Raw genomic sequence first — 13358 nt, forward strand, 5'->3', positions numbered from 1 at the left:
CTTCATCGCGAAAGCGAAGGCGGGCTCCTTTCAATGGTGACCGAACCTAGCCGGCCACCACAACCATGTACACAAACCCAGCCAGCGCAAACGCCAGCGCAAACTTTGCGTGGCTTTCAAAACTGACCTTCCACGGCGATTCATTTACCGACGCCGCAGCCGTCACTGCGCTGATGGACACCGGCGAGATCAATTGCGAAATCATGAACATCGCGATCCACGCCTGATACTCGACCGTGACGGGAAGCTGAGTAATGGGATGGAAGATCGGAAATGCCGCAGCAAACAGAATCATCGGGTGAATGCCAATGATCGTCAGCAGTGGCATCAGCCCAAGGATCAACAGCAGTTGCACCTGAGCCGAGCTCAACAACAGTTTGAAGTCGCCGCTCAACGGGCTGAACAACTGCGCGGTTTCCGGCGCGCCAAGTGCCACTTGCAGCGTTCCGCAGGCGATGAACAGCAGGATTTCGGCACTTGAACGCTGAAAACCATCAGCTATGGTCTCGGCCAATTGCGCGATGCCATATTTGGCCCACAGCGACACCGCGCCGGTAATCGAAACCGCCAGCGCAACCGTCGTCACCGTGGCGTAACCGAGCAGCAGCTTACCGACCACAATCACACTGATGAAGATGGCCATCGGCAGCATCAATCCGCGGGAAGCGCCGTCTTTTTCCACAGGCACCCGTTCGATCGCCGGCTCTTTCTCGCTGCGGGTGAACAGCAGGCACAACAATGCCAGCGGCAACCCCGTGAGCAAGGCTTGCGACCAGCTCAACCCAGGGAACATCGCGCTGACCGCCGCTGCCCCCGCTGTGGTCGGCGCAATGAACATCGTTGCGCCCACCGCACGCATGGCCAGACGCAGGTGGTACATATGATTCAGGCGGGTGCTGCGGGTGAGTGAGCCGACAATCGGCACGGTCGCCAGGCTCAGGAAAAACGCCATCGCGCTATAGAGAAGAAAGATCGGCCGCGCACTGCGCCGAACGGCCGGGTGACTGAGTGCCCGCTCGATCCGGCCTTTGATGTCCTGTCGATCCAGGTAAGCGCGCAATTGCCCAATCCCCAGCAACAGCAAAATCACCCCTTCAAACGAACCGGCGCCGCGCACCGGACTAAAAGGAATGGCGGTGAAGACCGCGAGCGCGGCAACAATCACCAGCAAGCCCAGCCCCAGACGTGCAGAGGTTTTGCCGAGCCAACTGCTGAAGGTCAGCGCCAGCCCGGCGACGATCAGGCCGAAGGTCAGTGCATCCACCACCTTGCCGTGAGGAATGACCAGCGCCTTGGCCATCAACCCCATCACCAGCGCCGTGGCGATCACCGCCAGCGCGGTGCTGCGTGTCCGCCACTTCGACGCCACAGAAGAGTGGAGAGAGAGCGTGTCCCTGGACATTACAAATTCCTGAGCTGAGCCGTATCACAGTGAGCGATGGCAATCGGCAGCCGCTCCTTGGCCAGAGCGTTGGTAATCACCAGTGCATCGCACACCGTTTCAGAAAACGACGCCATGGCCGGCGTCCAGGTGTTCTGCTGCGCCGCCGCAAAATAGGTGTCGACGATCGCATAGCGCTCCGGCAGGTCGAGGCTATAGATGTTGAAGCGAGATCTCTGGGCCTCGACCGTGGACTTTGGCAGCACGGCGTACCCCATGCCCGCCGCGACACAGCCAAGCATGGCGTCCTGTGTGCCGAAATCGATGATACGCACGGCCGAAACACCGCAAGAGGCCAGCAGCAATTCAATGCTGTGGCGATAACTGCAGCCCTGGCGGAAGGCCAGGAAGGTGGCCGTCAGCAGGGTTTCCTTGGGCGGCATTTTCTCCAGCGGCCGGGAGGAAATCAGCACCAGCTCCTCGGTGAAGGCTTTGTACATGTGGAACCGTCGATGATCGACTTTGCCGGCCACAAACACACAATCGAAGCGTCCTTCCGCCAATCCCCTGACCAGATCTGCCGTCGGCCCGGTGGTGAGCTTGATATCGACTTCCGGATGATTGCCGTGAAAGCTCGCCAGGATTCCCGGCAAGCGAAACGCCGTGGTGGTCTCCATCGCGCCGATGCGCAACTCACCACTTAGGGACTGGTTGCCTCGGAAAAAGGCTACAGCCTCGTCGTGATTTCGCTGAATTCTGTCAGCGTATTCGCTAAGTGCGTGACCGGCAGAGGTGAGACGCGCCCGACCATTGCGGTCGATCAGTTGAGCACCCAACTCGGTTTCGAGTTTCTTGATATGTGCGGTGACGTTGGACTGCACGGTGTGCAGGCGTTCAGCGGCCGCCACAAAGCTGCCCGTCTCAGCCACAGCCAAAAAAATACGCAGTGATTTGAGCTGCATGGATCTGCCATCCCTGGACGCGAACATCTCGAAAAGTGATGCACAGTATCTCGGATAATCGTTGGCAAAGCTATTTTTGCGCTGCGTATCCTGCCCCGGATTTAAACGCATACGAGGTGGCGCTGAGCAGAACACGGCCTGATTCCAGGAATTGTCTTGCAAGACGTCGAGGTAACGCCTCTCTAAAAACAAGGGAGTTGGGCAGATGCAACACGCTACGCCAGCGATCGCGATTATCGGCATGGGGCCACGGGGCCTGAACGTGCTCGAACGAATCACCGCCTACGCTTGCGATCAAAAAACCGACAAGAAAATAGCCGTGCATCTCATCGACCCCGGTGTACCGGGCGAAGGCATTCACCACTCCTCGCAACCTGACTACCTGCAACTCAACACGGTAGCGTCGCAGATCACCCTGTTCATGGACCCGACCGTGGTCGATGCCGGGCCGTTGATTGAGGGGCCAAGCCTGTACGAATGGGCTGTCGGCAACTGGAAGCACCCGTTACCGCTGGGGCCCGACACCTACCTGCCACGCAGTGCTTTTGGCGAATACCTGAACTGGGTTTTCAAGTTCCTGATCGACCGACTGGAACAACACTGCGACGTGCACCTGCATACGTGCACGGCCACCGATATCGAGCAGACCGCCACCCAATCGTTTGTCATCCAGACTGCGCACGGAAAAACGATCAACGCCGACTACCTGTTCCTGACCACGGGCCACTCGGAAAATCATCCGGACGCGCTGGACATCGACCGTCGCGCTTTTGTCGCGACCCACCGTTTCAACAACGCCAACCTGCGCTACGTGGTCACCGGGCCACTGCCGATCCACAAGCAACTTGATGAGATTGCCCCTGACGCCTCGGTGGCTATCGAAGGCATGGGCCTGACGGCCATCGACGCGATCACCGCGCTGACCGTGGGTCGTGGCGGTCGCTTCAAGCGTGACGAAGCAACCGGCGTGTTGAATTATCAGCCGTCCGGTGCAGAGCCGTCGCTGGCGCTGTTCTCGCGCAGCGGCATTCCGTTCGCCGCCCGCGCAGTGAACCAGAAGGGTGTCTCGGGCCAATACCAGGCACGGTTCCTGACCCTCGACCGGATCAATCAATGGAAGCAGACCCACAAGCCCGGTGAGCTCGATTTCCACGGCCATATCTTCCCGCTGATTCTGCGCGACATGGCCCATGCTTATTACTTGTCCCATGCCACTCGGCTGCATGGCAGCTCCTTCGCCGAGTTGCTCGACACCACCCTGGTCCATCTCGACACGCCCGCAGCCGAAAACGTGCTGCGCCAATGCTGCCCACAGATTCCGCGTTTTTCCTGGGACAAACTCGCCAACCCCATCAGCCGCAATGACCTGACCAGCAAGGAACACTTCCATCAATGGCTGACTGACTACCTGGAGCAGGACCTGGCCGAAGCGCGCGAGGGCAATTGCGAAAGCCCGATCAAGGCCGCCTGCGATGTGCTGCGCGATATTCGCGACAACCTGCGCCGAGTGGTCGATTTCGGCGCGCTGTCAGCCACGTCGCACAAGCGCTTCATGAACGAGTTCATCCCGGTGATGAACCGCCTGGCCGTTGGCCCGCCACTGCAACGCACCGAAGAAATGCTCGCACTGATGCGTGCAGGTTACCTGATGGTCAGCTTCGGCCCTGGGGCTCGTGCGTACATGGACAGTGCGTCTTATTCGTTCGCGATCAAAAGCACGAGCCTGCCCGACCGCGAGTTCCTCGCCGATGTACTGATTCGTGCCCGGGTGCCGAAGTCGTCGCCCAACCAGGACAAATCACCGTTGCTCTATCGCTTGCTGGAAAGAGGCCTGGTTCGCCCGTTCACCAATCAGGGGATGGAGGTCAGCGGCATTGATGTCGATGAAGGCCTGCACATCGTCCCGCTGAGCGGCAAACCACTGAGCAATGCCTGGGCGTTGGGGACGATCTGCGAAGGTGCCAAGTTCTACACCTACATCGTTGCGCGACCGTTCGTGAACTCCACCGCACTGGTGGACGCCGGACGCAGCGTGGGCGAGTTGTTCCGGCAGATCAACGCGCCACAAATCGTGAAAAAACCGGCCGTCTACGTCATTGACTCATCGGCCACCCACAACCGGGAAAGGACCTTGGCGTATGAATGAGCACCGCAACCCTACAAACCTGACGCTGACGCAACGGCTCGGCATCCAGTACCCCATCATCCAGGCGCCCATGGTTGGCGTGTCCACACCGGCACTCGCGGCGGCGGTGTCGAATGCCGGGGCCTTGGGCTCGATCGGGATCGGAGCCAGCAACGTCAGCCAGGCCAAGGCGATGATTGCCGATACCCGAGCGCTGACCAACAAGCCCTTCAACGTCAACCTGTTCTGCCATCGCACACCCGAGCCGGACCAGGCCCGTCAGGCCGAATGGCTGAAGCACCTGCAACCGCTGTTTGCCGAGTTCGACGCGCCTGCACCCACCACGCTGAATGAGATCTACACCAGTTTCCTCGATGACCCGGACATCCTCGACATGCTGCTGGTCGAACGTCCGGCCGTGGTCAGCTTTCATTTCGGTTTGCCGCCAGCGGCCTGGATCGATGCCCTGAAGAGGGCTGGCATTGTGCTGCTGGCCACCGCGACCGATCCACACGAAGCCGAGCTGATCGAACGCGCCGGCCTCGACGCGATTATCGCCCAAGGTGTCGAAGCCGGCGGCCACCGTGGTGTGTTCAACCCGCAGCAGGACGCCCAGACCGGCACCCTGGCGCTGGTCAGAACCCTCAGCCAGCAGCGTACGATCCCGATCATCGCTGCGGGCGGGATCATGGACGGCCAGTCGATCAGCGCCATGCTCAAACTCGGCGCGCAAGGTGCGCAGTTGGGCACCGCGTTTATCCTGTGCCCCGAGTCCGCCGCCAATGCGCGCTACCGCGCCGACCTGAAAAGCCCGAAGGCCGCCCACACCCGCATCACCAGCGCGATTTCCGGACGACCGGCGCGGGGCATGGTCAATCGCCTGATCACCGACCTCGACGCCGCCGGCGCACCGCAATGCCCGGCGTACCCGCTGACTTACGACGCCGCCAAAGCCTTGCACGCCGCCGCCAGCGCCAAGGGTTGCAATGAGTTCGCGGTGCAGTGGGCCGGCCAAGGTGCCGCGCTGGCACGGGAAATGAGCGCGAAGGCAATGGTGGAAGTGCTGGTCGCCGAGATGAACTGATCGTCCGTTGGTCCGTGACAACATCGCAGCGGTCCAATAGATTAGGCGACCCGAAAACGCCGACGCCGTTCTCGTCTCAAATTCTGTTTAAAGAAGTAGTGAAATTTCAATGCCAGATTCCAACACCGCTGAATCCGTAATCACCTTGTCGTCCAAAGCGGAATACGAAAACTCCATCAATCTTTCACAACACGTGCCGCAGGCCAAAACCATCAGCGAGATGGTCCTGGACGCCTTCCACACCTCGAAAGAAAGCGATCAGATTCGCGAGCTGCGCACGGCTATCCGCCAGGCTCACGACCGCTTCGACGACGACACAGCCTACGAACTGATGGGCGAACTCAAACAACTCAAGGACGCCGAGGCCGCGGACATCGCCGCCCTGGAAGACCTGAGCAGCAAATTCCCGATCAGCCGGATTCTGTCGAGCTTCAAGGATGACCCAAGCTTTCAGGAGCTGGTCTACGGCTTGGCGCTGAAAGTGCTGAACCAGACTCATCAGGCGATCAGCAACCCAAGCAGCGGCAAAAGCAAGGCTGCGCGTGCCAAGAAAGAAATCGAAGTGTTCAGCATCAGCAAGGACGGCATCAGCGTCAGCCTGCCATTGCGCAATCCACGGATTAAACCGAACGCCGATCGTGAAGCCTTCGAATTCCTCGGCTTCACTTTTGTCGGTGAAGGCGATGAGGCGGAGCTGGAAAGCGAGACGTTCATCGACAATGCTGGCGCCGAGCAACCGGCTACGCGCAAGGCCATCGTTACTGCGCTTCAGCAGCAAACCGCTTTCGTCGGTTACAGCATCGCTGTGCAGTAAACACCAACACCGCCCGGCTCCTGTAGGAGCTGCCGCAGGCTGCGATCTTTTGACCTTGATGTTCAGCACGTTTGAAAACGTCAAAAGATCGCAGGCTTCGCCAGCTCCTACGGGGGGCTGCGGTGTCTGGCGGTTCCCACACAAAATCTTACATAAGCCAGTACATGGCTACGATTGCGCGCCCTCACCCTACCTACTAGCCTGAAACCGTTGCTGACCATTCAGCGACCGGGCCTGAGAACCCGGGTAATATGCGCGCGCACCAGCGCCAAAAATCACGATTGCCGGCGTTTTTTATGTCTGCATTTCCGTGTAATGGCGGCTGTGCGTGGGAGACCTTCGGGTCTGCCGGGTCGTGCATACCGGTTTCTCAGCCTGCGCACAGCTGCCACCCATTCGCCTGAGAACGAACGTGGCCGCTCTACTTTGATTCTGGAGTACTGCTAATGCACGCTATTGATCCGTCCAAAGTTCGCGCTTCTGCTCCGCCGGTCATCACCTCCCAACCCTCGGAGGTGTCCAATGACTAACCCCCAAGACCTGAAAACCGCCGGCTTCACCCCCTTCTCCATCCACTCCGACCAAGCGCTATTCCGCGTCAACAGCGGCGTCCCGATTCTCGAAGCCCTGTCCCACGTTTCCGACTTGCTCCACCTCTCCAAACTGCTGGCCGAAGACGCGGCAATGGAACGCGGCAAGGACCGTTATGCCTGGGCGTCGCATTATTTGCAGGAGATGAGTAAAGCGGTGATCGATGATGTGGTGAAGGTGCTGGGTGCGCCGGGTAACAACCGCAACTGAATAGAAAAAGCCCCGTGCTTCTCTTGAAGGCGGGGCTTTTCAGGTGTTCGGTTATCTGCTCAAACGGCGCCTAACCGCTCAACCATGTCGGGGAATTTCTCCACCAGCCTGATCAACAAGGCGGCCTGAGTATTGGGCGTCGACGTTTTCTTCCGCCCCCCTCACCAGATCCGGTTTGTCCTGCAGGGAATTACTGCGCAGCACGGTCTCGCCTTCGCGCTGAGCCACCATCTCGTCAACGCCCTGCATTAACTCTGCAAACAGGTCGCGCTTTTTCATCGAGCTACCTCGTGCTTTCAACTCTGCCTCAGTGGCTTTTTTGAGCCCATCGTCTTGGTCCACGACCATCGCAAAACTATAGGCATGTTGCTGAGAGCTCGGCAATTGGTGGCAGACCGCCAAGATCAAAAGATCGCAGCCTGCGGCAGCTCCTACAGATATCACCCACCCACCATGAAGTGGCGCGCCCCAACCACTCAGGCCGGCTGTCAGGCCGCCGTGCTTTGCTTTTGATCTACCCGCCCCTTCGGGAGGCCGAGTGGAGGTGTTCATCAGGGGGTTGGCGCGCAGCGCCGTACGGCGCAGCCGGACACATCGAGAGGAGGTCGTCGCGAAGCAGACCGGAGGCGATGCCCCCTGATGAATGCCGGAGCGAGGGAACGCCGAGCCTAAGCGAGGGGCCGGACGCTTGGGGCGAAGCCTTTTGGTTCCTTTTTGGCGTTTGAAAAAGGGACTCGCTGTAAGAGCGAAACCGTAAGTGGCCGTTACCGCAGGAATGGATATGTACACCTGCAAGAGGTTGGTCGGCTATCAGTCCGCCATCGCGAGCAAGCCCGCTCCCACAGTTTTGATTGGTGTACGTCTGCGGGAGATTGGTCGGCTTTCAGGCCGCCAAGATCAAGAGATCGCAGCCTTCGGCAGCTCCTACAGGGGGGGGCGGAAAATTCATGGCAATAAAAAGCCCCGCGTTTCTCTCGAAGCGCGGGGCCTTTAGTACAACCGCAAAACCTTAAGGCGCGTAAGTCAGCAACAACTCGCTCGGCACCTTGAAGTCCAGCGACATCATCACGCTCAAGGCCGTGATGGTGAAAATCGAAAACACGAACAGCTTACGTGCCCAAACCGTGTCATCCACCGCCTTGTAACCAGTCCAGGCCATGTACAACCAATACATGCCCATGGCCGCCGCAACAGCGAGGTAACTCATGCCGGCATAGCCGCTGAACGTCAGCATCAAGGTCGCCACCAGGAACGCCAGGATGTAGAGCAGGATGTGCCTCTTGGCCACCTGAATCCCACGCTTGACCGGCAACACCGGAATCGATGCCGCCAGATAATCATTGAAGCGGAAAATCGCGATCGCATAGGAATGCGGCATCTGCCACAAGCTGAACATCACCAACAACGTCAGCGCCGCCATGTCAAAGCTATTGCTCACCGCGACATAGCCAATCACTGGCGGCATCGCCCCCGACAAACTGCCCACCAGCGTGCCGTGAACCGACTTGCGCTTGAGGTACAGGCTGTAGAAGCCGACATAGATGACAAAACCGATCACCGCGAACAACGCCGCCAACGGATTCGCCACGCGGTACAACAGTGCAACGCCGACAACACCCAGCACAGTCGCGTAAACCAGTGCCAGTTTCAGGGAGATCAGGCCCTGCACCAGCACGCGGTTCTTGGTGCGCTCCATCTTCAGGTCGATGTCACGGTCGATGCAGTTGTTGAACACGCAACCCGACGCGACCACCAGGGACGTGCCGATCATCGCAGCCAGGAAAATGGCCAGATCGACATGCCCTTTCGAGGCCAGGAAAAACCCGCCTGCCACAGAAAGCACGTTACCGAAAATGATCCCCGGTTTGGTGATTTGGATAAAGTGCTTTAAGGACATCCGGACTTTCCTCAGTGCGCCATCATGACGGAATGGATGCTGAACATGATCCACAGCGACAGACCGACCAACAGGACGATCACCAGCGCAGCGAAGATAAACGCAATCACGTTGTTTCGCTGGGCGGCAGAGCGGTCCAGGTGGAGGAAGTAGACCAGGTGCACCAGCACCTGGATCACTGCGAAGGCCAGCACGATCCACAGGGTCATGGCTTTCGGCAGCGATGGGTACATCACCAGGCCGAACGGAATGACGGTCAGGATCACCGACAGGATAAAACCGATGGCGTAGGACTTGACGCTGCCGTGGCTGTCGTCGTGGCCATTGTGTGAGTGAGCTGCGTTAGCCATTTACAGAGTCCCCATCAGGTAAACAACGGTGAATACGCAGATCCACACAACATCCAGGAAGTGCCAGAACAGGCTCAGGCAGCTCAAACGGGTTTTGTTGGTCGACGTCAGGCCATGCTTGTTGACCTGATACATCATGATCGCCATCCAGATCAGACCGCTGGTCACGTGCAGACCGTGGGTGCCGACCAGGGTGAAGAACCCGGACAGGAAGCCGCTGCGGTTCGGACCGAAGCCTTCGGAGATCAGCGAGTGGAACTCGTTGATTTCCATGCCGATGAAGCCCAGACCGAACAGGAAGGTAATCGCCAACCAGCCCAGTACCTGAGTCTTCTTGCCTTTGAACAACGCCAGCATGGCGAAGCCGTAGGTGATCGAACTGAACAGCAGGCAGGCGGTTTCACCCAGCACGTACGGCAGTTCGAAGATGTCGTGGCCCGACGGGCCACCGGCTACGTTGTTTACCAGTACCGCGTACGCCGCGAAGATCGACGCAAACAGAATGCAGTCGGTCATCAGGTAGAGCCAGAAACCGAATACGGTCATCTCGCCCGAGTCGTGGTGATGGTCATCGTGCCCATGGTCATGACCATGGGCGTGTCCAACATTGGTCACTAAGTTCGACATGGTTTAAGCCTGTTCCAACGAGGTTTCAACACGGGTGGCGGTGGCCGGAATCGCTTTGGCCGCAACCAGACGCTTGTGCTGCTCGGCTTCAATGCGCTCGATCACATCGACCGGCACCATGTAGCCTTGATCATCACGGGCAGCGTGGATCACGAAATAGATCACGGTGCCAGCCAGGCCAAAGATGGCCATCCACCAGATGTGCCAGATCATCGCGAAACCGAACACCGTCAACAGAGCACCCATGACCACACCGGTCGCGGTGTTGTTTGGCATGTGGATCGGTTCGTAACGGCTTGGAGCCTGGTACGCAGTACCGTTTTCCTTGGCTTCGCTGAACGGGTCGATACCGTCGGCTTTCGGCAGTACCGCGAAGTTGTAGAACGGTGGTGGCGACGAGGTCGACCATTCCAGCGTGTGGGCATTCCACGGGTCGCCGGCTTCGCACATGTTCTGCGGCAGCTTGCGATCACGAATACTCACGTAGAGCTGGATCAACTGGCAGGCAATACCGAAGGCGATCAGTACCGCACCGACCATTGCCACGTGCAGGTACGGCGTCCACTCAGGGTTGGTGGTGCTGTTCAGACGACGGGTCATGCCCATGAAGCCCAGTACATAGAGCGGCATGAACGCGACGAAGAAGCCCGAGATCCAGAACCAGAACGCTGCCTTGCCCCACCCTTCGTGCAGCTTGAAGCCGAACGCTTTAGGGAAGTAGAAGCCGAAACCTGCGATGTAGCCGAACACGGCGCCGCCGATGATCACGTTGTGGAAGTGCGCGATCACGAACAGGCTGTTGTGCAGTACGAAGTCAGCACCCGGGATGGCCAGCAGTACGCCGGTCATGCCGCCGATGGCGAAGGTCACCATGAAGCCCAGCGTCCACAGCACCTGGCTGGTGAAACGCAGACGGCCCTGGTAAATGGTGAACAGCCAGTTGAACAGCTTCACCCCCGTCGGGATCGAAATCAGCATCGTCGCCAGACCGAAGAAGGCGTTGACGTTGGCACCCGAACCCATGGTGAAGAAGTGGTGCAGCCAGACCATGAAGCCGAGGATCGAGATCGCGCCGCTGGCGTAGATCATCGAGTGGTGGCCGAACAGTTTCTTGCCGGAGAAGGTCGAGATGACTTCGGAGAAGATCCCGAACGCCGGCAGAATCAGGATGTAAACCTCGGGGTGACCCCAGGCCCAGAACAGGTTGACGTACATCATCGGATTGCCACCAAGTTCATTGGTGAAAATGTGGAAATCCATGTAACGGTCAAGCGTCAGCAGTGCCAGGGTAGCGGTCAGGATCGGGAAGGAAGCGACGATCAGTACGTTGGCCCAGGTGCAGGTCCAGGTGAAGATCGGCATGTCCATCATTTTCATGCCCGGGGTACGCATTTTCAGCACAGTGGCCAGGAAGTTGACCCCCGTCAATGTCGTACCCAGTCCAGACAGTTGTAATGCCCAGATGTAGTAGTCCACACCCACGCCCGGGCTGTAGCCCAGTTCCGACAGCGGTGGATACGCAACCCAACCGGTACGGGCGAATTCGCCGACACCCAGGGACACGTTCACCAGCACGACACCGGAGACCAGCAGCCAGAAGCTCAGGGAGTTCAGGAACGGGTAGGCCACGTCGCGTGCGCCGATCTGCAGCGGCACGGCAAGGTTCATCAGGCCGGTGAAGAATGGCATCGCCATGAAGATGATCATGATCACACCGTGAGCGGTGAAGATCTGGTCATAGTGTTCAGGCGGCAGGTAGCCAGGCGAACCCTCGGTGGCCAGGGCCAACTGGGAACGCATCATGATGGCGTCGGCAAAACCGCGCAGCAGCATGACCATGGCGACGATGATGTACATCACGCCGATTTTCTTGTGGTCGACCGACGTCAGCCATTCGGACCACAAATAGGTCCACTTCTTGAAGTAGGTGATCAACCCGAACACCGCCAGACCACCGAGCGCGATCATGGCGATGGTAATCATCACAATCGGCTCGTGGAACGGGATCGCTTCCCAACTTAATTTACCAAACATCGTTTACTCCTCTGCCCTGGCAGCTGAATGCGAACTCATGTCCATCCCTTCCATACCGGCCACTTCCTTCTCTTCCTTCTCGTGGTGCATCGGCTTGCCCGGTTTCATGCCTTCATACTTGTCGATGATGGTCTGGAACAGGTTCGGCGCGTACGAAGAGTAGAGTTCAACCGGGTTGTTCTGGCTTGGTTTGGAAAGGGCTTCGTATTCAGCTTTTTCAAGCTGTTTAGGTGCCTTCTTGACATCACTGACCCAGGCATCGAAATCCGCCTGAGAGGTGGCGATTGCTTTGAATTTCATGCCAGTGAAGCCAGCACCGCTGTAGTTGGCGGAGATACCGTCAAACTCGGCATTCTGATTGGCGATCAGGTGCAACTTGGTCTCCATGCCCGCCATCGCGTAGATCTGACCGCCCAGGCCCGGAATGAAGAACGAGTTCATCACGGTGTCGGAGGTGATTTTGAAGTTAACCGGCGTGTTGGCCGGGAACACCATCTTGTTGACGGTGGCGATGCCTTGTTCCGGGTAGATGAACAGCCACTTCCAGTCCATGGCGACTACTTCAATGGTGATCGGCTTGACGTCGGACTCCAGCGGACGGTAAGGGTCCAGGGCGTGGGTCGACTTGTAGGTGACATAACCCAGGGCAATGATGATCAGCACTGGAACAGCCCACACCGCGACTTCAATCTTGGTGGAGTGCGACCATTTCGGGGTGTAGACAGCGTCCTTGTTGGAAGCGCGGTATTTCCAGGCGAACAGGAAGGTCATGACGATGACCGGAACCACGACCAACAGCATCAGCAGCGTTGCGGTGATGATCAGGTTGCGCTCATCCAGGCCGACCTGGCCCTTGGGATCGAGCAGGGTCATGTTGCAGCCTCCCAGCAACAGCGTGCCGAGCAGCGGCAATAAGCCTAGTAGTCTGGGGTACCTGTTTTTACTCATCTCACGACCTCTAAAGCAGCTTGCGCAATGCAGTTGGGTTTTGATCGCCAACACTTCACCCTGCCAAGGGTTGGCATTTCTCTTGGATTGAATAAGGGCTTGCCCGTCGCGCGTTAAACGCTGGTCGACACATCCTGGGCGAGCGGTGAGTTCTTATTCGATTTCGTGGTCAAAGGCCTTGTTACAGACCAATTCCATTTGGTGCGGATAGTTGGAAGGCGCCGACACCTGGCGTCGAATGAAGCCCGTTAAAGCCCCACGACCGCCCCTTGTGCCAAGGAGAGCGCCGCGCCGGAATTTCAGTGCGGGCGATTGTAGATATGTAACGTTGTATA

General features: G+C 58.4%; 11 protein-coding genes and 1 pseudogene. 4 read left to right on the forward strand and 8 right to left on the reverse strand.

Translation table 11 applies throughout. The annotated features are described in order from the left end of the window. Window positions 1–46: 46 nt before the first annotated feature. Window positions 47–1402: a hypothetical protein gene (locus AC1RPZ_RS07145; protein WP_493136200.1), complete on the reverse strand. Its 1356-nt coding sequence runs from the start codon at window positions 1400–1402 to the stop codon at window positions 47–49. Further along, on the reverse strand, window positions 1402–2505 hold the full coding sequence (locus AC1RPZ_RS07150; protein WP_493136201.1) for a LysR substrate-binding domain-containing protein: 1104 nt from the start codon (window positions 2503–2505) through the stop codon (window positions 1402–1404). Before AC1RPZ_RS07150 ends, AC1RPZ_RS07145 begins: the two co-directional genes overlap by 1 nt. Before the next feature lie 43 nt (window positions 2506–2548). On the opposite strand from AC1RPZ_RS07150, the gene AC1RPZ_RS07155 reads away from it, so the two are divergent. From AC1RPZ_RS07155 to AC1RPZ_RS07170, 4 genes are all read left to right on the forward strand, one after another. Then, window positions 2549–4489 carry an FAD/NAD(P)-binding protein gene (locus tag AC1RPZ_RS07155; protein WP_493136203.1) on the forward strand — a complete coding sequence of 647 codons (1941 nt, stop codon included), beginning with the start codon at window positions 2549–2551 and terminating at the stop codon, window positions 4487–4489. Then, window positions 4482–5552 (forward strand): NAD(P)H-dependent flavin oxidoreductase, encoded by a 1071-nt coding sequence (locus AC1RPZ_RS07160; protein WP_493136205.1) that lies wholly within the window; start codon window positions 4482–4484, stop codon window positions 5550–5552. Before AC1RPZ_RS07155 ends, AC1RPZ_RS07160 begins: the two co-directional genes overlap by 8 nt. A 109-nt stretch (window positions 5553–5661) precedes the next feature. Next, window positions 5662–6366, forward strand: a complete 705-nt coding sequence (locus AC1RPZ_RS07165; protein ID WP_493136207.1) for a hypothetical protein — start codon at window positions 5662–5664, stop codon at window positions 6364–6366. A 522-nt stretch (window positions 6367–6888) separates the two neighbouring features. Beyond that, on the forward strand, window positions 6889–7167 hold the full coding sequence (locus AC1RPZ_RS07170) for a DUF3077 domain-containing protein (RefSeq protein ID WP_493136209.1): 279 nt from the start codon (window positions 6889–6891) through the stop codon (window positions 7165–7167). 59 nt (window positions 7168–7226) lie between these two features. Here AC1RPZ_RS07170 and AC1RPZ_RS07175 read toward each other — a convergent pair. From AC1RPZ_RS07175 to cyoA, 6 genes and pseudogenes are all read right to left on the reverse strand, one after another. Further along, window positions 7227–7446, reverse strand: a pseudogene (locus tag AC1RPZ_RS07175) (transcriptional regulator). Between the two features lie 730 nt (window positions 7447–8176). Beyond that, on the reverse strand, window positions 8177–9064 hold the full coding sequence (gene cyoE, locus AC1RPZ_RS07180; RefSeq protein ID WP_493136210.1) for a heme o synthase: 888 nt from the start codon (window positions 9062–9064) through the stop codon (window positions 8177–8179). A gap of 11 nt (window positions 9065–9075) precedes the next feature. Next, window positions 9076–9414, reverse strand: coding sequence for a cytochrome o ubiquinol oxidase subunit IV (cyoD, locus tag AC1RPZ_RS07185; protein WP_493136212.1), 339 nt, complete (start codon window positions 9412–9414; stop codon window positions 9076–9078). After that, complete coding sequence (locus AC1RPZ_RS07190) at window positions 9415–10041, reverse strand: cytochrome o ubiquinol oxidase subunit III (protein ID WP_493136214.1); 627 nt, start codon at window positions 10039–10041, stop codon at window positions 9415–9417. Window positions 10042–10044: 3 nt separating this feature from the next. After that, window positions 10045–12075, reverse strand: coding sequence for a cytochrome o ubiquinol oxidase subunit I (gene cyoB, locus AC1RPZ_RS07195; RefSeq protein WP_493136216.1), 2031 nt, complete (start codon window positions 12073–12075; stop codon window positions 10045–10047). A 3-nt stretch (window positions 12076–12078) separates the two neighbouring features. Next, window positions 12079–13023 (reverse strand): ubiquinol oxidase subunit II, encoded by a 945-nt coding sequence (gene cyoA, locus AC1RPZ_RS07200; protein WP_493136218.1) that lies wholly within the window; start codon window positions 13021–13023, stop codon window positions 12079–12081. Window positions 13024–13358: the final 335 nt, after the last annotated feature.

It is taken from the genome of Pseudomonas sp. GW822-FHT02D10, from assembly GCF_058802345.1.